15 protein-coding genes are annotated in these 18,930 nt (G+C 70.0%); 4 read left to right on the plus strand and 11 right to left on the minus strand.

Going from position 1 to position 18,930, the window contains the following annotated elements; genetic code table 11:
• Positions 1-39: 39 nt before the first annotated feature.
• Positions 40-1,062 carry a PEGA domain-containing protein gene (locus tag DAT35_RS38390; protein WP_158502085.1) on the minus strand — a complete coding sequence of 341 codons (1,023 nt, stop codon included), beginning with the start codon at positions 1,060-1,062 and terminating at the stop codon, positions 40-42.
• Positions 1,059-2,924 carry a serine/threonine-protein kinase gene (locus tag DAT35_RS60175; protein WP_233261970.1) on the minus strand — a complete coding sequence of 622 codons (1,866 nt, stop codon included), beginning with the start codon at positions 2,922-2,924 and terminating at the stop codon, positions 1,059-1,061. The genes DAT35_RS38390 and DAT35_RS60175 overlap by 4 nt, the downstream gene beginning before the upstream one ends.
• 246 nt (positions 2,925-3,170) lie before the next feature.
• Here DAT35_RS60175 and DAT35_RS38400 point away from each other — a divergent pair, with 246 nt between their 5' ends.
• On the plus strand, positions 3,171-4,865 hold the full coding sequence (locus DAT35_RS38400) for a DUF885 domain-containing protein (RefSeq protein ID WP_108074248.1): 1,695 nt from the start codon (positions 3,171-3,173) through the stop codon (positions 4,863-4,865).
• Here DAT35_RS38400 and DAT35_RS38405 read toward each other — a convergent pair.
• Entirely contained in the window at positions 4,846-5,295 is a 450-nt protein-coding gene (locus tag DAT35_RS38405; protein ID WP_233261987.1) for an inorganic diphosphatase, read from the minus strand. The two genes, DAT35_RS38400 and DAT35_RS38405, sit on opposite strands and share 20 nt — an antisense overlap.
• Positions 5,296-5,520: 225 nt before the next feature.
• Between DAT35_RS38405 and DAT35_RS62190 the strand changes: the two genes are divergently transcribed.
• On the plus strand, positions 5,521-7,197 hold the full coding sequence (locus tag DAT35_RS62190; protein WP_108074250.1) for a S8 family serine peptidase: 1,677 nt from the start codon (positions 5,521-5,523) through the stop codon (positions 7,195-7,197).
• A 9-nt stretch (positions 7,198-7,206) separates the two neighbouring features.
• Here the strand turns inward: DAT35_RS62190 and DAT35_RS38415 are convergent, their stop codons facing one another.
• Positions 7,207-8,085 carry an SDR family NAD(P)-dependent oxidoreductase gene (locus tag DAT35_RS38415; RefSeq protein ID WP_108074251.1) on the minus strand — a complete coding sequence of 293 codons (879 nt, stop codon included), beginning with the start codon at positions 8,083-8,085 and terminating at the stop codon, positions 7,207-7,209.
• Positions 8,086-8,142: 57 nt separating this feature from the next.
• On the opposite strand from DAT35_RS38415, the gene DAT35_RS38420 reads away from it, so the two are divergent.
• Together DAT35_RS38420 and fliB are read left to right on the plus strand one after the other, a co-directional pair.
• The gene (locus tag DAT35_RS38420) at positions 8,143-8,523 is read left to right on the plus strand and encodes a helix-turn-helix domain-containing protein (RefSeq protein WP_108074252.1); all 381 of its coding nucleotides are present in this window, start codon (positions 8,143-8,145) and stop codon (positions 8,521-8,523) included.
• A 31-nt stretch (positions 8,524-8,554) separates the two neighbouring features.
• A complete protein-coding gene (fliB, locus tag DAT35_RS38425; RefSeq protein ID WP_108074253.1) occupies positions 8,555-9,823 on the plus strand; it encodes a flagellin lysine-N-methylase in 1,269 nt (422 codons plus the stop codon).
• 21 nt (positions 9,824-9,844) lie between these two features.
• Here fliB and DAT35_RS38430 read toward each other — a convergent pair whose 3' ends face one another.
• From DAT35_RS38430 to DAT35_RS38460, 7 genes are all read right to left on the minus strand, one after another.
• Positions 9,845-12,952 carry a poly(A) polymerase gene (locus DAT35_RS38430; protein WP_108074254.1) on the minus strand — a complete coding sequence of 1,036 codons (3,108 nt, stop codon included), beginning with the start codon at positions 12,950-12,952 and terminating at the stop codon, positions 9,845-9,847.
• A 134-nt stretch (positions 12,953-13,086) separates the two neighbouring features.
• The gene (locus DAT35_RS38435; RefSeq protein WP_158502086.1) at positions 13,087-13,578 is read right to left on the minus strand and encodes an SRPBCC family protein; all 492 of its coding nucleotides are present in this window, start codon (positions 13,576-13,578) and stop codon (positions 13,087-13,089) included.
• Complete coding sequence (locus tag DAT35_RS38440) at positions 13,575-14,267, minus strand: ABC transporter ATP-binding protein (protein WP_108074256.1); 693 nt, start codon at positions 14,265-14,267, stop codon at positions 13,575-13,577. Before DAT35_RS38440 ends, DAT35_RS38435 begins: the two co-directional genes overlap by 4 nt.
• Positions 14,264-15,013, minus strand: a complete 750-nt coding sequence (locus tag DAT35_RS38445) for an aerotolerance regulator BatE (RefSeq protein WP_108074257.1) — start codon at positions 15,011-15,013, stop codon at positions 14,264-14,266. Before DAT35_RS38445 ends, DAT35_RS38440 begins: the two co-directional genes overlap by 4 nt.
• Positions 15,010-16,902 carry a BatD family protein gene (locus DAT35_RS38450; RefSeq protein ID WP_108074258.1) on the minus strand — a complete coding sequence of 631 codons (1,893 nt, stop codon included), beginning with the start codon at positions 16,900-16,902 and terminating at the stop codon, positions 15,010-15,012. The genes DAT35_RS38445 and DAT35_RS38450 overlap by 4 nt, the downstream gene beginning before the upstream one ends.
• Positions 16,886-17,917: a tetratricopeptide repeat protein gene (locus tag DAT35_RS38455; protein WP_108074259.1), complete on the minus strand. Its 1,032-nt coding sequence runs from the start codon at positions 17,915-17,917 to the stop codon at positions 16,886-16,888. Before DAT35_RS38455 ends, DAT35_RS38450 begins: the two co-directional genes overlap by 17 nt.
• Entirely contained in the window at positions 17,914-18,927 is a 1,014-nt protein-coding gene (locus DAT35_RS38460) for a VWA domain-containing protein (protein ID WP_108074454.1), read from the minus strand. Before DAT35_RS38460 ends, DAT35_RS38455 begins: the two co-directional genes overlap by 4 nt.
• Positions 18,928-18,930 lie beyond the last annotated feature (3 nt).

The following is an 18,930-nucleotide window of genomic DNA, read 5'->3' on the forward strand; positions in this document are numbered from 1 at the left end:
GGAGAGCCCCGGAGAAACACCCGTGGGGCCACTCCGGCGCTAGAAGGAGCCAGAGACGTCGACGCCGCCGGGACCCACACCCACGCGGACCCGCTCGGGAGCGGTGGGAGCGGGCGACGGCCGCAAGAACGTCAGGTAGGCGGAAATACCGGCGGCGACCACCGTGGCGCCGGTGAGCACATCGGTGGTGAGCGCCATCGTGCGCGTCCTGCTGCTGGCCGCGTCCAGGTCACCCCGGCTCACACCAAAGGTGTCCCGCTTCTCCCGCAGCGCGTTCGACGCGTTCAAGGTGAGCAGCGCGGAGACCCCCGAGGCCACCGCCAGCCCACCGGTCGCGGCCCACGGCACCCAGGAGGCGCCCCGCGGAGCATCCGAGCCGGCCACCTCGGCCGTAGCGCCCGAGCCACGCGTCTGGGGAGGCGGCGGCATGGGCGGCAGGGAGGAAGCGGCGGGAGAAGGCGCGGCCGCGACGGGCGCGGAGGTGGACACCAGCTCCAGCGAGACCTCGATGGAGTCCCGTCCCGCCACGTTCACCACCCGGCTCACCGGCACGTGTCCCGTCAACGAGACCGACACCTTGCGCCGCCCCGCGTTCACCAGGAGCGGCTCGCGCAGGGGTGCGGTCCCCACCGGCACGTCGTCCACCGAGATCTCCGCCCCCGGCTTGTTGACGGTGATGCGCACACGGGCCACCCGTACCTCGAGCCGGTCGATCTCCCGCTGCACCTCCTCGCGGCGCGGACCCGACAGCTCCGCCTCGCCCTCCTGGAGATACTGCTGGAAGCTGCCGAGCGCGTTCGCGTAGTCCTGCAGCTGGTACTGCACCTGGGCGATGTTGAAGAGGAGCCTGTAGCTCGGCGCGAGCTCGTAGGCACGCTGGAACTCCACCAGCGCGGCCTGGAAGTCATTCTCATCGTACAGCTCACGCCCTCGCTGATAGCGGCTCTGGGCTTCCTCGAGGGTCGCCTTGGTGGGGGTCTTTCGCCCCGCGGCACCAGCGCTCCCGGCCCACAGCCCCACCACGAGCGCGAGCATGACCGACCTGGACAAAAACATCGTCATTCCTTCCATGGGTTTGCCGAATCCAGCTTGCGCCTGCTCGAGTTCCACGGATCGTCCGCATCGAGGTTGCGCTTCTTCTCGTCCCAAGGGCTGTCCGCGTCGAGGCTGCGCTTCCCCTTGGTACCGCTGGCCGCGGGCTTCGCGGGCAGCTCGGTGAATCCATCGGCGGAGGCCGCTGCCGCGGGAGCCTGGGCCGGTGCGGCGGCAGTGGCAGCGGCGGCACGGCTTTTCGAGGGGCGCGTCCGGCGGAGGTCCGCGCCTCGCCGCTGGAGGCTGAGCTCCAGCATCATGTCCTTCTCGAAGCGCAGCTCCTTCACCAGCGGCTCGAAGCCCGCGGCGCTGATGCGCAGCTCATGCTGCTGGTCATCCTTGGTGAACCTGCCCGCGAACGGATTGCCCGTCAGTGGCCTGCCATCCAGCTCCACGCGCGCCCCACTCGGAACCACCCGGAGCGAGAACTCGATCTCCTCCGGCACCACCTCACGCTCCTCGGGCTGAGGGGCCGGCTGCTCGGGCCGTGCGGCGGCCACTGGTGGCGGCACGGGCACGGGCGCGGGCGGAGCGGCGGCAGGCGCCGGAACGGCGGCCACCACCGGAGCCATCGAGGAGGGGGCCGTGGACGGAGGAGGAGGAGCCGCTCCCCGCCCGGACAGGGCCACCACGCCCACGCCCCCGGCCACCAGCAGGGCCGCGGCCACCACCGCGGGCACGACCCATCGGCGCCCCGAGGCAGTCCGCGCCGGACCCTGGGAGGGCGCATCCATCACCTGGGAGATCGGCAGCAGCTCGGCCTGCGTCGCCTCGGAGGGAGGCGGAGGCGGGGGCACCGTCGGCACGGGCCGGGAAGTCGGGCTCACGGACAGCCGCCGCGCACCGCTGCCGGGAGCCGACCCACCGGGTGACGGCTGAACTCCGGAGGTGGGAGAGAGCTGCGCGACGAGCTCCGCCAGATGGATGGGGCCGACCGTCTGGCCGCACCCCAGCAGGTATGACTCCAGGTCCGCCTGCAACTCCCGGCAGCTCGAGTACCGGACCTCGCGATCCTTCGCCAGCGCCCGCTCCACGATGCGTTGCAGGGGCTCGGGGACCTCGGGCCGGCGCGCGGACAGCGGAGTGATGGGCTCATGGAGGATCGCGTTGATCAACGCGACCTCGCTGCTGGCCTCGAAGGGCTTGCGCCCCGCCACCAGCTCGTAGAGCACCACCCCCAGCGCGTAGATGTCGATCCGCAGGTCCGGCGGCTCGTTGCGGAGCTGCTCCGGCGCCATATAGGGGACCTTCCCCTTGAGCGTGCCGACCCGCGTCTGGTGCACCTGGTTGGTGGCCTTGGCGATGCCGAAGTCCACGACCTTCACCGCGCCCGTACGCGCCAGGAGGATGTTGTCGGGGCTGACGTCCCGGTGGATGAGCTGCAGACACTCACCGGTGGAGGGCTCGACGAACTCATGGGCGTAGGCCAGCCCCTCGCACACCGCGGAGACCAGCCGCGCGCACAGGGGCAACGGCAGCGGCCTGCCCATCGCGTGCGTCCGCCTCATCACCGCACGCAGGTTCGGGCCGTCGATGTACTCCATGGCCAGGAAGTACGTGCCTTCCGCCTCACCGAAATCGAAGATCTGCACGATGTTCGGATGGTTGAGCTGGGCGGCGAGCGTGGCCTCCGAGAGGAACATCTCGACGAACTGCGGCTCGTCCGCCAGGTGCGGAAGGATGCACTTGACCACCAGGGTCTTCTGGAATCCCTTCGGGCCCGCGACACGAGCCCGATACACCTTGGCCATTCCGCCGTGACCCAGCTCGCCGAGCAGCTCGTACCGGCCCAGTTGCTGATTGTTCATGATCATGTCACGAGGGCCGGGCATCCGTTGCCTCGTCGTTAAATGGGGCTTTGGGATATCTCTTTCCGCACAGCCTGTCGAGACAACCACCGTCGCGATGAAAGAGTTTTCCCCCGCTCCCGCAACCCTTTACACATTCGTGACATTCCAGCGAAACGGGGCCTCCGCCCGGCATTTCATAATTTGCAGATTCTTTACATACGCCCGATGGAATTTCTGTTCTCGAAGGCCCCCGCCGCGCCCGGGGCCCATGACTAACCTTGAAGGGTCATGAGCAAGGCCCTCTCGCCCGCCCTCGACACCTTCGTCCGGCTGCGCGCCTCGTTCTTCGAGCGCTACCTCCAGAGCCAGCCCGAGGAGGCCACCACCCTCGGGCTCCATGACCTGGACGACCGGCTCAAGGATCTCTCTCCGTCCGCGCTGGGCGACGAGTACGCCCTGCACCGCGACACCCTCGCGCAGCTCGAGCAACTCCCGCCCGAGGAGCTTCCCCCCGAGGCCCAGCTCGACCGGCTGGCCATGCTCGGCATCACCCGCTTCCACGTCCATTCCCACGAGGAGCTGCGCGGCCACCGGCGCAACGTGGAGCTATCGACCTATCCGCACACCATGCTGCAGTACCAGATAGGCCAGGCAGAGACGGCCGAGGACTGGTCCGCCATCGCCAGCCGCGCCGCGCGCATTCCCACCTTCCTCCAGCAGCAGGAGCAGCTCCTCGCCGAGGGACTCGCCACGGGCGAGGTGCCGGACCGGCACGTCGTCCAGGACTTCGCCGAGGACCAGCTCCCCGCCATCGTCCGCTACTTCGAACACCTCCCCGCCCTGCCCGAGGCCCATCAGGTGGAACTCTCCAGCGCCGGGACCCGGGCGCTCCAGCACGCCGCACGGGACGCCCGCGAGGCCTTCGCTGCCCACCACCGGTTCCTGCGCGAGCGCGTGCAGCCCCGCGCCCACCCCGGCGTGGTGCTCGGCGAGGACGAATACCGGTGGCGGCTGCGGCACCTGTTCGGCATCACCGACTCCCCCGACGCGCTGGTGCGCCAGGCCGAGCACGTGCTGGCCCGCGCCCAGGGCGACATCGTCCTGCTCGGGAGCAGACTCGGCACCCCGCTCGCCAACCTGGCGGAGGCCCGCGCCCTGCTCTCGCGGCTCGAGTCGGAGCACCCCGCCCAGGACGAGGACATCATCCCCCTCTACCGCGGGCTCATCGAGCGCGCCGAGGCCTTCGTCCACGAACGGGAGCTGTTCAACGTCCCCGAGGGCTACCGCCTGGGCCTCAAGGCCCTTCCCCCGGGCATGGTGGACGTGCGGGGCACCAACTGGCCCGCCCCGCTGCTGGACCCGCGCAAGCCCGGCTGGTTCGTACTGGCCCCCATGGCGGCCGCGCACCCCACCGTCTGGGCCGCGCTGCTCGCCGTGCACGAGGGCATCCCCGGCCATTTCCTGCAGAGCATCGCCTGGCAACGGGCCTTCTCCCGCCACCCCGCTCCCGTGCGCTTCCTGCTGGTGACGGACCACGTGGCCATGGCGCGCGGCCACTTCGGCCCCATGCTCAACATCGAGGGCTACGCCACCTACGCCGAGGAGCGCATGCGGCGCGCGGGATTCTACTCCGACCCCGAGGCCCTCACGGCCCTGGTGGCCCGGGCCCTGCGCGCCGTCCGCGTGGTGGTGGACATCGGCCTTCACACCCGGCGCATGGATGATGAGACGGCCGTGCACTACCTCGTGCACTCCGCCTGCATGCCGGAGCCCAACGCGCGGCGGGAGATCCTCCGCTACAAGCGCATCCCCATGCAGGCCATCACCTACCTGCTCGGCGCGCTCGAGTTCGAGCGGCTGGAAGAGGACTGCCGGCGCGAGCGCGGCGACCGCTTCGACGAGGCCCGCTTCCACGACGAGCTCTTCTCGTTCGGCCCGGTGCCTCCCGCGCTCCTGCGGCGCTTCATGCTGGGCGCCCCGTGACGCCGGCGAGCCAGCCCACGAAGCGGGTGTCTCCGCCTCTCTTGCCCCGCACGAAGTGCAGCCCCCGCTTGAAGAAGGCGTAGACGCGGAAGAAGGCCTCGAGGCCTGCCCGGTCCATCGGGCTCAGGGGCCGGGTGCTGCAGATGACCTTGGGATCCGCGCAGCCCGCATCCAGGAAGCCAATCACCCCCACCACCGGCACCCGCAGGCGATCGCCCCGGCGCAGGCGCGGGCCGAGCACCACCACGTCCAGCGGATCCCCATCCCCCGAGCCCAGCCCGGGGATGCAGCCGTAGTTGTAGGGACACGGCAGCGGGGAGATGAAGTCCACGCCCCCATCCGCGCGCCGCTTCACCAGGGACCAGCGGGGAGACTCGACCAGCACTTCGGGCTCGCTCGGAAGCTCCGGCGGAAGGGAGAACTCGGGCACGCCGGCTGTGTAGCACGAAGTGTCCCCCTGCCCGTCCAGCAACCAGGGAAGCAGGCATGCACCGCGCTCCGTCCTCAAAGGGACGCTCCCGCTGGGAAGTGCTCCACACAAATCCAGCGCCTCTGTGTACCCGGCCACGTCCGTCCCCATGGAAATTTCCCTCTCCCCTGGTCCCGGCCCTGGCCCCTCCCCACCTCCCTCCCCAGGCGGACAAGGAGGGCGACGATGCGGCGGTGGGCACATCTCGGGCTATTGGCCCTGGTGGCATGTTCGAACGGGAAGGAGGTCACGGGGCAGGAGAACGATGCCTGCGAGGGAGTCGAAGCAGGAGCCCTCCCTCCCAAGGTCCAGGTCTCGGATGGCCGGGAAGCCGTGCTCGTGCGCTACCGCTCCGGCACCCGGGTGAGCGCGGCCTCCATGGTGCAGCGCATGGGCGGACAGGTGACGGCCCAGTACCGCTTCGTCCCTGCCGTGGCCGCGCGGGTGACGCCCGAGGAACGTGCCCGGCTCGCTGCGCACCCGGACGTGGAGAGCATCGAACCGGACCTGGAGGTGCATGCGCTCGGCCTGCCCGTGATGGCCGGCTCCGTGGATGAGTACACCGACGCGCTGCGGCTCGTGCAGGCCCCGAAGGTGTGGGACGCCAACGAGGACGGAGTGATCGATCCGGGAGCCCCCATCGGCGCGGGCATCAAGGTGTGCATCATCGACAGCGGCATCGACCGGCGGCACCCCGAGCTGCTCATTCCCTACGCGGCCGGCCACGACTTCGTGGATGACGACGACGATCCGAGCGACGAGACGAATGGCGTGAGGGGCATCGGGCATGGCACCCACGTGGCGGGCATCATCGCGGCACAGCTCGCCTCGGGAGGCACCACCTGGCCGACCATGAGCCGGGGCGGAATGGTGGGCGTGGCCCCCGGCGTGGAGCTGTTGATCGCCCGGGTGCTCAACGTGCACGAGAGCGCCAGCATCAGCACCGTGCTCTCGGGGCTCGAGTGGTGCAGGGCGCAGGGGGCACACATCGCCTCGCTGTCACTCGGGTCCTCGCTGGACATGGGACGCACGGCGCACGATGCCTTCAAGGCCGCGAGCGACGCGGGGATGCTCATCGTCGCGGCCTCGGGCAACGACAGCGCGGCGCGCCTGAGCTACCCGGCGGCCTATTATGAGTACGTGCTGGCGGTGGGGGCCGTGGACATGCAGGAGCAGGTGGCCGACTTCTCCAATGGGGGCACCGGACTGAGCCTGGTGGCGCCCGGAGTGGACGTGCTCTCCTCCATCAGCGTGCAGGGAGCCACGGATCCGCGGCTCGACGTGGAGGGGCAGCAGTACACCGCCCGGTCGATCCTCTTCTCCCCCGTGGGTGAATACACGGGCGAGCTGATCGACTGCGGCCAGGGCGGAATCGGCGCGTGCAAGGGCGGCACCTGCGATGGCTTCGTGGCCTACGTGCGGTTGTCCCAGGGCGCATCGCTCACGCTCGTCGAGCAGAACGTGATGAAGCAGGGCGCGAAGGCCATCGTCTTCGGCATCGACAGCTCGGAGAACGAGTCCTGGTACATGAGCCTGGATGGACCGGGACGCAAGTGGGTGCCCTCGCTGGCGGTGGGCCGGGAGTCGCGGGCGGCGGTGCTCAAGAACGTGGGCAAGCGGGTGCACGTGAACCTGCGGGGAGTGGACTACGCCTGGTTCCCGGGCACCTCGATGGCCACCCCTCACGTGACGGGCGCGGCGGCGCTCGTGTGGAGCGCGCGTCCCTCGCTCACGGCCTCCGAGGTGCGCACCCTGTTGGAGAGCACCGCGAAGAAACTGGGCACGGGGGACGGTGACTCCCGATACGGCCACGGCCTGGTGCAGGCGAAGGCGGCGCTCGACGCGCTCCAGCAGATGCCGTGACGAAGCCGCTCAGTCCGTGGCCCGGGAGGGCTTCGTCCATGGGGCACCGAGAAGCTCCCGGTATGAGGGAGGCATCTCCCCATTGACGTCGCGGAGCGAATAGCGCCGCGCGAGCTCCGCGCCAATCAGCGTCCGGCCCGACAGGGACATCCGCTCCGGGTCCTGGAAGAGCGCGTCGATGAGCAACCCGGTGAAGAGGGGCGACTCGGGACGGAGCTCCGGAGGGAAGAGCTCCGGCTGGTGCTGCTTGAGCACCGAATAGCGCTCCGTCGCGATGAGCCCGGGCCAGAGCGACACCGCGGCGACATCATGCGGCCTCAGCTCGACGGCCATGTCCGCCGCCATCTTGTCGAGTCCCGCCTTTCCCGCTCCGTAGGCGGGGCCGTAGAGATAGTTGATGGAGCCGTAGGCCGAGATGTGGACGATGAGCCCCCTGCGGTGGCGGACCATGAGTGGCGCCGCGAAGTAGCTGGCCACGTAGTGGGACCGCAGGCCGACGTCCAGGATGTCCAGGACACCGAGCGGCTTCTCCCAGAAGGGCGCGGAGGTGAACAGCGCCTCGGGCAGGGCCGTGGCGTTGTTGACCAGGATGTCCAGCCGGCCGCTGTCCCGCGCCACCTGTTCGAACAGGGCCTTCACCTGCGCATCGTCGGCATGGTCGCAGGCGACCGCGATGCCCCGGCCACCGGCGGCAGTCACCGCCTCCGCCGTCTCGTGGATGGTGCCCGGGAGAGGGGCCTTGCCGGCCTCGCGTGTCCGGCCGGTGACGTACACGGTGGCGCCCTTCGAGCCCAGCGCGACCGCGACGCCCTTGCCAATCCCGCGACTGCCCCCCGTCACGACAGCGACGAGCGAGTCCGTTCCCGAATGTATCGAGCGTGCATGCATGGCGCCGGTGTCTCGCAAGCGCCTGCGACTGTGAAGTAGGCACGATAAAGTAACCACATGCCCGCGGTGTTCAAGAACCTGACGCCCCCGGATCAGGAGTGTCCCGTCAACCTCCTGCTCGCGCTCCTGGGCGGTCCCTGGACGATGTTCATCCTCTGGACCCTGCTCGACTCGGGCCCGTGCCGGTTTGGCGAGCTGAAGCGGCGCATCACCGGCATCTCCTCGCGGGTGCTTACGGAACGGCTGCGGATGCTCGAAGCGGAGGGGTTCGTCTTCCGGCACGCCGAGGAGACGGTTCCGCCCGAAGTGACGTATGGCCCGACGGAGCGCCTGCAACGGCTGCGCTCCGCCCTGGGTGCCCTCCGCGAGGTCGCGCTCGAGTGGCATGCGGAATCGGACCGGGCGCGGAGGATGGCCTCGGGCCGCGCGGCGAAGTGACCAGGCCGTTGAGGTAGTCTCGCGGCCACCCATGCCCGCCGAGTCCACCGTCCTGCGCTACATGACGCGCTTCCGCTGCATCGCCGAGCGCTGTGAAGACACCTGCTGCTCGGGGCTGAAGGTGCCGGTGAGCGAGTCACACTGGCACCGGATGCGAGCGGCGGTGGTGGGCAGCCCGGAAGAGTCCGAGCACCTGCGCCAGTGCGTGACTCTGAATCCCGGTGGTGCCTCCTCGGAGCACGCCTTCGTCCAGATGCGCCCGGACGGGCTGTGCCCCTTCCTGGACACGGAGCGGCTCTGCTCACTCCAGCGCCGTCACGGCGATGCCGTGCTGCCGGACATCTGCGCCACCTTCCCACGCGTCGTCACACGGAGGGGCGAGCAACTGGAGGTCTCGGGGACGCTGGCCTGTCCGGAGGTGGCGCGCCTGTGCCTGCTGGAGGAGGACGCGGTGGAGCCGGTGCCACTGGCCACCCCGTCACCGCATGTCTCCCGTCCGGAGACCGCAAGGCACATCCCCGAGGACCCGGAGGACGCCGACACCTTCCACGCGGAAACGGTGCGCACGGCCATGCTGCGACTGCTGCACCGACGCGAATATCCGCTCGGCTCGCGGCTCGCCATGCTCGGGCAACTGGCGTACGGACTGGACGGCTTCTCTCCGCAGGAGACCGGCTCCCCATTGAGCGAGGTGCTCCAGCGCTTCGAGGCCCCGGACATCCTGGACGCGATACACCGGGACTTCGCCGAGCTCGCGCTCCCAGGAGGCCCCTGCGTGGGCCTGTTCACCTCGGTGCTGAAGGCGCGGATGGCGGCGAACCGGGGCGAGCGATTCACCACCTGGGCCCGAGGCATGCTGCAATCCCTCCAGCTCGAGGAAGGTGGCGACAGCGCGCTGGGAGCGGCCTGGCAGACCTACGCGGAGCGATGGCACCACCTGGAAACCCAGCACGGTGAGCGGGTGCACCGCTACTTCCACAACTACGCCGTGCATCAGCTCTGGCGCAGCCCCTTCAGCGACTCGCCGAGCCTGCTCGCCTACGTGTTCCGACTGGCGTTCCGGGTGGCGCTGCTCCGCCTGACACTCGCGGGCCATCCCCGGGTTGAGGAACTCTGCCGAGAGCCATCCCCCACCCACGAGGCCCGGGAGCAATTGGACCGGGCGGCGGTGGAGACCTTCCAGCTCGTGGCGAAGCACGTGGAGCAGGCGCCGGACTTCCTCTCGCTCGCCGAGGGCCTCGTTGGCACGGGACGCGGCGAGGAGACGCTGGGCAAGGTGCTCGTCTTCGCGACGTTCTGACCCGGGAGAAGAGTCCGGAGGTCAGCGCGGGACGAGCTCGATGGAGAGCGCTGCACCCGGCGGGCGATGGCTCCACTCCTGGAAGGACGCACGGAACTCATCCACCGTCCGAGCGAGCGCGCTGCCGGGACGTATCGATAGCGCGTCACCGCCGTCAGGACCTCGCGTGGAGAGCCCGATGACGAAGGGGCCTCCGGTCTCCGCGCTCGGGAAGGGCCGGGCGAAGAGCCTGCGATCGGCCTCCATCCGGTACACCAACGCCGTGAGATGCCCGAGCACCCAGCCCGAGGCCGCCTCATGCGCCTCGGGCGAGGACGCCTCGACGGAGACCACCAGCCGCACGGGCAGCTCGCTCTCGAGGTCCGCCGGCTCGAAGAGCGAATCCCAGGCCGCCACGGTTCCCTCGGCACGCGCCCGCCGCACCACCTCACGGGCTCGGGAGAGCTCGTCGCGCATCACCTGGAGCGTCGAGCGAGACACGTTGCGAGCGGAGTTGCGCAGCGGCAGCGTAGGCGCCACCACCGGCATGAGATCCCTCCGATTGCCGAGCTGGTAGTTCGCGGTGTCAGCGGTCAACGTCACGGGCTTGGGCCACGGCCAGGCGGCGAACGTCTCGAAGAAGTGCGCGAGCAGCCCGCCATCCGAGCTCATGGCCTCGCGGGGTGCGCGAGTGCACGCCCAGGCCACCATCACCGCCCACGACAACCCGCCCAGGTAGCCCTGCGCGTGTGAATACACGCCACGAGCCTTCGCCCAGGCACGTACGGCGCGCAACACCGTGCGGAAGCGCTCGGGACCGGCGCCCTCCCGTTCCACGCAGTCGAGCAGCGCCCTCGTGTCGGTCCAGCCGTTGAGGGCGCGAAAGCTAGGGACATCCAACTGCTCGCCATACCGGGCCAGCAGCTCCGCCGGTGGGGAGGGCTCCACCCCTTCGGGCCGGCGCGCGTACGACACATCGAACGAAACGCCGTCGAGCGACAGCTTCACCATGGGAAGGGCGGCATCGGCCACAAAGCGCGCACTCGCACTCCCCTCCTGCTCGGCCAGAAGCCGGGTGAGCGCATGCGCGAAGTCCTCGCGAGACAAGCTCGCGGGTCCGACCGCCACCGCGTCCACATCGCTCCTCGCGCTGTCCGTGCCGAGCAGGTACGAGCCATACGGATGAAGCTCCGCGCCGAGCCGGGCACACAGGGATTCGAGCTTGCCCACCACGGTCTGGCGCACCTGCCGCGTCTCATCGGACTGACACTCGCCACGAGCCGACAGCACGTCCCGGAGCGCGTCCTTCTTCTCCGGAATGGAGCGGCGAGGATCTCCGCCGAGCGGCACGCGTCGGCGTACCTCGAAGGGGCCATCGCCTCGCTTGCTGGTGAGGCATACGTCACGCACTTCGAAGCGGAGCGGGCGCCAATCCCGCTCCCATCCGGCCAGGGTGCGCCGGGTGTTGGCGGCCGCCGCACGCGGGAGCTGCCCGACGGTCAGGTGCGGTCTGAAGTCGTGCACGGTCTCGCCGTCCCGCACCTCGCCCCGAGGGAACACCGCCTCGAGCGCGGCGTGCAGCGCCTTCAGCGCACCATGCGGGCGATCCTCCGGACGAAGCCAGGCCGTCACGCTGGAGCTCTGCTCGAAGTACCCGAAGCCCGACAGTGTCACCTCGAAGGGCTCGATGTCCCGGACGGCTTCCGCGATGAGCGCCTCCGCCTCGCCGAAGTGCGCCTCTGGCACGAAGGGGAAGAGCAGCGTCATGTGCGGCATCCAGCGCTCGTACTTCGAGTCGTGCACCGCACGCAGGGCTTGGATGGGAGCCCAGAGCTCCTCGGGAGGAATGAGCACCAGGACCGATTGGCGGACGAGCGGGGCGGTGTACACCCGGGGCGCGGCCCTGGTGGGCACAGGCGCCGGAGCAGGACGAGCCTCGGCGCCCCGGCGCAGCACACAGCTCAGCCCGAAGTGGTCCGAGGCGAAGAGCGCATCCCCTCCGGGAGCAGGAGGACCCGAGAGAGGCGCCTCGGCGAAGAGGCCCACCTGGTGAGGAACGAGCCGGCCCGACGTCGAGCGGACGAGAACCCGGTCGAGCCGCTGGCGCCGGCCCGAGGTGGTCGTGAGCGCGGCGAGCGCATTGCGCTCCGGGTCATACGTATACCCCGCGTCACCGGGCCTCAGCGCGGCCCAGGCATCGATGAAGCCGGCCCGCTCGAAGTGCTGGAGCTCGGGGGCGTCGTCGCCGAAGTTGAAGTCACCCACCAGCGCGACATCGGGCGACTCACGCCCTTCTCCGAGTGACCGTGCCCAGTCGATGAGGGCCTGAACCTGGAAGGCCCGCGCCCCGCCACCCGAGGGATCGCGGTTGCTCGTCAGGTGGAGTGTGGCCACCCACAGCGCGCCGCCTGGAAGCGCGAGCTCGCCCGCGATGATGCGCTTGTCACGTGAGAAGACGCACTGGCTCAGCGAGGCGAACGGAAAACGGGAGAGGAGGACCTGACCATAGGGCGTAACGGTGGAGGCTGCCGGTCCCTCCGAGACGAAGAAGTGCTCACGTACCCACCGCGTCTCGAGCAATGCGCGGAGGAAGGGCTCGGTGACTTCCTGCAGGGCGATGATGTCGGCATCGACCGAGCGCAGCAGGGAGATCGTCGCAGCGGTCCGCCGCCGGGTGTCGAGCAACTCCGGGTCGTACAGGTCGAACAGGACGTTGAACGTAGCGACCGTGAGCTCCGCGGGAGAAGGGAGCGCCTCCGTATCGCTGGCCGGCTGTGCCACCTCGACCCAGTCCCTGGCCCGCGCGTCGTAGCGGTAGAGAGGCAGGGGGGTGAACCGAGGAGCGGTCTCGGTTGGGGGAGGAGGTGGCGGCGGAGGCGGCTGCGCGGGCGCCTCCGAGGATTCGACCGCGAGCGTGGACGTCAGATCGATCCGCTCACGACGGTCCCACACCACCTGATGGCCGCGCCGGAAGTACCAGACGCGGTGCCAGGGAATCTCCCCGTCGGGGACGAACGCAGAGAAGGGAACCTCCTCCATGCGCTCGCCACGTGCGTCATAGCCGATGACGAACTCGTGCGCGTCGAGCCGTGGGTCCCAGCGGATGCGGTGGTAGACCTCACGGCTGGTCTGGAATCTGTCCTGAGACATGGGAGTGGCCCTCGCGAAACGGATTGAAGCCTCGGAGGACCCTCGATGTCAGGGCCGGGAGAGACCGAGCGCACGCGGGGGAGTCCTCGCGCGACGAGCCAGACGCCATGCCCGCACCGGGACTGACAACCGGCTCAGGCCGCCTGCCCCTTGAACAGCCGTCGCAGGTTGCGATGCCTCCAGTGGAAGCTCATCCGGAAGATGACGAGTTGCAGGGCCCCGAGCGGGCGCAGCCTCGGGATGAACCGGACCGAGTCCGTGAGCCGGCACCCCGTCGCGGTGGGAATGACGATCCGCTCGTGCACCCACTGCTTCTGCGTGAACATCACTGAGGACTCGAGGAAGCGGCGGCCGGGCTCGAACTCGACGAGGGTGAGGTCATCGTAGTCGATGGGCAGCAGCCCGAAGAGCAGGATCCAGCTCCGGAACAACCGCTGGCCCAGTGGAGGTGGCGAGGGCAGCCGTCCGTCCGGCCCGGGCCACGTCATGCGCGCCAGCGGGAAGAACTCCCGATTGACGCCCGGCATGTGGGTCGCATGGGACCAGACCTCTTCGGGTGACGCTCGAAGGTCGGAGGAGAAAGAGAAGCTGTACTCCCGCATCGGCCCTGGCATGTGCTCGCTCACGCGGCCTGCTCTTGCACCCGCTCGTCGCCGACGATGCGCCCGTCCGCCAGGCGCACGATGCGGTCTCCCACCGCCGCGGCCTTCGAATCGTGCGTCACCATCACCACCGTCAGCCCGTGCTGCCGCGTCGCATCGCGCAGCATCCGCAGCACCTCGGCGCCCGTGCGCGAGTCCAGGTTTCCCGTGGGCTCGTCCGCCAGCAGCACCGCCGGCTCCATCAACAGCGCCCGAGCCACCGCCACACGCTGCATCTCTCCACCGCTCAGCTCGTCCGGCCGATGGTGCGCCCGGCCCCCCAACCCCACCGACTCCAGCAGCACCTCGGCCCGCCGCCGCAGCTCCGCCTGCGCCCGGCCCGACAGCAGGCCCGGCAGCATCACGTTCTCCAGCGCCGTCAGCGTGGGCATCAGGTTGAAGAACTGGAACACGAAGCCCAGCCGCTCGCGCCGGAAGGCGGACAGGTCGTCATCCTTCATCCGCGACAGCTCACGTCCATCAATCCGCAGCGACCCCGAGCCCGGCACATCCAGCGCGCCCAGCAGGTTCAGCAGCGTGCTCTTCCCCGAGCCCGACGGCCCCATCACCGAGAGGAACTCCCCCTTCGGCACCGTCAGAGACACGCCCGCCAGCGCCCGCACCTCCGAGCGCCCACGCCGGTACACCTTCACGACCTCGGCGGCTTCGATCATATCTCCGCGATGCCCTCGCGCTCGGCCCAGCCCTCCAGACCATTGGGCAGGCGGATGCGCACGTAGCGCCCCGTCTCCTCCATGACCCGCACCTTCAGGCCGGGGTGCACCTCGAAGGACACCTTGGCCTCCTCCTTGGGGAACTCGCGGGCGCGCAGCGTTGGCGCGATGACCACCGCCTCGTGCAACGTCTCGTGCACCCAGACGTGTGCGGCCAGCAGCGCGCCGGACGGCAACGACGCGACCAGCAGCACGCCCGCCACCACCGCCGCCCAGGTGCGCCGGCCCGGGCGCAGCACGCGGAAGAGAAGCAGGAAGGCGAACGCCGCCCCCCAGGTGCCCAGGAAGAGCCACGACACCAGGTTGCCGCTCGTGGCCGCCACCACGCGATGCAGGAAGGGCTCCTCGGGCGCGTTGCCCACCACCTTGTCGAGCTGCTGTGCCTTGGCGAGCGCGAAGTTCGCCTCCAGGTCCGGGCCTTCACCCCCGGCCCGACGCGAGCGCTCGAAAGCGAGCACCGCGTGCCCCAGGTCTCCCTGTGCCAGGTAGGTGGTGCCCAGGTTGTAGTGGATGTCGGGGCCACCGAAGCCGTGCGAGAGCAGCTTCTCGTAGCCGTCGCGCGCCGCGGGGTAGTCCTGCTTGAGGAAGGCCTCGTTGGCCTGCTGGAAGAGGGTCTGGGCCTCCTCGGGCGAGTAGTAGCCCTGCCCCAGCAGCGTGGCCACGAGGATGGCGGTGATGGCGCTCACTTGTCCCAACCCTCCATGACGGCCGCGGCGTCATCCAGGATGCGCTCGCGGGCGGCCGGCTCGGCACCCGGGGCGAAGCGGCCGGCGTCACACGCTTCCAGCACGAAGCGCACGCGCTGGCGCCGCTCCGCGTCCACTCCGGCCTCGGCCAGCTTCGCGTCCAGCGCGTCGCGGGTGAGTCCTCCCACCGGCGCGTGCAGCCGGGCCTCCAGGAAGTTCAACACGGCCTTCTCCACCTCGCCGTAGAAGGCGCTGGAGCTGCCCGCGCGCAGCTTCTCCGCCTCGGCCAGCCGCTTGCGCGCCGCCTTGGCCCGCTGCCGGTTGCGGCTTCCCTCGTCCTGACCCGACAGCCGTCCGCGCACCAGCCCCACCAGGCCCAGCGCCAGCACCAACCCCACGGGCGTCAGCACCGCCGGCACGAAGAAGGGCCGCTGCCACACGGCCGCCACGGGCTCCTCGAAGCGGGCCTGGTAGCGCAGGGGGCGCAGGCCGCTCGCGGTGAGGACGTTCTTCTGCTCGGACGCGGCGTCCGCCACGTGCGAGGGCGAGGCCACTGGCCCGGCGGAGGAAGCCACCCCACCCGCTCCGGGCTCCACGACAATCTCCACTGGGTCGGTGCGGGACACCGCGTGGCGGCCCGTCTTCGGGTCGAAGTAGGGGAACTCGAGCGAGGGCAGCGTGAAGGTGCCCGTGCGCTGCGGCATCACCAGGTACTCCTGCACCCGGCGGCCCTGAATCCGCCACTTGTTGGGCGTCACCTTGTCGGAGGTGGTCGGGTCGTACACCTTGAACACGGAGGGGGCCTCCAGCCGGGGCGGGGTGACGTTCTTCACGTTGCCCGAGCCCTCGAGGATGACCCGCACCGTCACGGGCTGGCCCAGCTCCACGCGCGTCTGGGACACCTCCACGGACAGCTTCCAGTCACCCACGTTGGCGCTCGACAGGCCCTTGGGCCCGCCCGCGGGCAGCGGCTTCACCTCCACGTCCAGCGCGTTGGAGGTGCGGTGCACCCGGTGGCCGGCGAAGAGGAAGCCGGTGGTGATGTCCGCCTCGGCGGCGGTGATGGACAGGCTGCCGCTCTTCATGGGGAAGAGCGCGCGCCGCCGCAACAGGTAGGTGCGGTAGGGAATGCCGTTGACGATGCGCTGCTCGCCGGAGAGCTGCGTGGGGCTCTCCACGTCCTCGCTCCAGAAGCCCTCCAGCTTGGGCATGGTCACCGCGTCCACGCTGGACAGGTCCACGCGCGAGTAGATGTAGAGCGAGAGCGTCACCTGCTCGCCCACGTACACATCCTTCTTGTCGAGCGTGGCGCGCAGGAACAGGTCCGAGTCCGCGCGAGGAATCCGGATGTCCTCCTGGGTGCGCCCACCCTGCTCCTCGTCCTCTTCGTCCGCGAACGGGTCCGGCATGTTCCCGCCGAAGCCCGGGAAGTTGCGGAACGGATCCGGCGGGCCCTGGCGCTGCGCCTGTGCGGCACCGCCGACGTGGCCCTTGCGCACCGTCATCTTGATGGACTCGGTGCGCAAGGTGCGGCCGCCGGTGGAGAGCGCGGCGGGGGGGATGGTGAGGGAGCCCGGGCGGTTGGCCCGCATCATCAGCACGTGCTTGCGCACCGTCTGGATGACGGGAGGCCCGCTCCCGCCCATCTCGATGGAGCGCTGGGTGCTCTGCGAGCTCGACAGCACCTCGAAGTCCTCGGGCGCGGGGAACTGCACCTGGGCGTTGTCCGGCGGATCCACCACCACCACGGTGAGTTGGAAGACGTCCTCCGTGCCCACTTCGGTGCGATCCACCGTCTGGTAGAACTCGACTCCTGCCCACGCGGGCATCGCCGCCAGCAACAGGGCGATCGCGGCCAGCGTCGCGTGACCGCTACCAGTCCTTCTCATTGGGATTCCTCGGCCGCTTCTTCTGCTGGAAACGCCACAACTGGAGATTCTTCTCGTTCTGCTTCATCGCATCCAGCAGGCGCTCGGCCTCCTGGCGATCAATGTCCGCGGGGTTGACACCGGCATCCACCTCGTCGGCCTCGCCCAGGGTGCCTCCGTCTGACTCGTGGCCCTCTTCCTCGCCCTCGCCACCATCCGCGTGACCGGCGTCGCCCTCGCCTCCGTCCCCCTGGCCGCCCTCAGGGCCCGCGTCGGCGCCACCATCCTGCGGGCCTCCGTCGCCCTGGCCGCCATCGCCCTTCCCGCCATCCGGCTGGCCCGCGTCGCCCTGACCTCCGTCCTGCTGGCCCCCATCCATCCCACCGTCCATGCCGCCATCCGAGCCCCCATCGGTGCCTCCGTCAGTGCCACCGTCGGTGCCTGCGTCCGCTGGCCTACCACCATCCTGCTGACCCGCGTCCTGGCCTGCATCCTGGCCCGCGTCCGGGCGGCCGCCATCCTGGCCCCCGTCCTGGCCACCATCCGTACCTCCGTCCGGCCCGCCCTTCTGGGGAGGAGGCAGGTTGCGCAGCAGCACCTCGTAGTTGTGCCGGGCCTGCTCGTCGGACGGGTCCATGGTGAGCGCGCGGCGGTAGGCCTTGAGTGCCTCGCGCGTGTTGCCCGTCATCGCGTGGACGTTGCCCAGGTTGTAGGTGGCCTTCTGGCGCAGGTCCTGCCGGGTGGACTCCGCCACGCTCTGGAAGGACTGCCGCGCCTCGTCGTAGCGGCCCAGCTTCATCAGCGCGTCGCCGCGGTTGAACTCCACCGCCGGGTCGTTCGGCCGCTCCTTCTTCGCCTGCTCGAAGGCCGAGAGCGCGTCCTCGTAGCGGCCCGCGATGTACGCCTCGCGGCCCTGCTGGATCAGCGGGTGGTCCTTCTCCAGCAGACCCGCGGCCCGCGCCCCGGACGGCAGCGCCAGCCCCACGGCGAGGAGCACCCATACCCCCACGCGCATGCCCAGGAGTCCCCTGCTCATGACGACCTCCGGCGCGCGGACGGCAGCAGCAACATGCCCATCACCAGCAGCGCGAGCCCCGGCAGGGCGAACATCTGGAAGCGCTCGTCGTAGCGGACGGTGACGCGGCTCTCCAGCTCGCTCTTCTGCATCTGCTCGATGCGCTCCAGCACCTGGGCCATGGCCACGCCGCGCGGCTGGTAATAGAAGGCTCCGCCCGTGGCCTCGGCGATGGCGGTGAGGCCTCCGCGGTCCAGGCGGGTAATGACCGTCTCGCCGCTGCTGTCCTTCTTGTAGTCCACGAACTCGCCGCGACGGTTGTAGACGGGGATGGGCTCGCCCTGCTCGGAGCCCACGCCCACGGTGAGCACCTGCACGTTGGCCGCCTTGAGCGCGGACACGGCCTCGCTCACCTCGCCCACCAGATCCTCACCGTCGGACAGCAGCACCACCACGCGCTCCTTGGCGCCGCGGTCCGCGTTCTCCAGCACCTGCTTGGCGAGGATGAGCGCCTCGCCGATGTTGCTGCCACCCTGGGGCATCTGCTCCGGATCCACCGCGCGCAGGAAGAGCTTCACCGCCGAGTAGTCCGAGGTGAGGGGCGACTGCACGAAGGCGTCACCGGCGAAGGCGACCAGGCCCACCCGGTCCCCCTTCAGCTCGTCCAGGAGCGTGGTGAGCTCCAGCTTGGCGCGCTCCAGGCGGCTGGGCTGCACGTCCCGCGCGAGCATGGACTTGGAGGCATCCAGCACCACCACCACGTCGATACCGCGGCGCTTCGTCAGCTCGCTCTTGGTGCCGCACTGGGGCTGGGCCAGGGCGAGCCCGAAGAGCAGCAACCCCAGTCCGTAGAAACCGCCCTGCACCGCCGGGCGCCAGCGCGAGGTACCGGGGGCCAGCTTGTCCACGAGCCGCTCGTTGAGCAGCGCGCGCACGCGGGAGCGCCGACGCAGCGCCGACACCAGGGCCAGGGTCCCCACCAGCCCGCCCACGATGCACAGCGAGAGGAAGAGGGGCTTCGCCAACCCCATCTG

Source organism: Vitiosangium sp. GDMCC 1.1324, assembly GCF_003044305.1.
Taxonomy (GTDB): domain Bacteria; phylum Myxococcota; class Myxococcia; order Myxococcales; family Myxococcaceae; genus Archangium.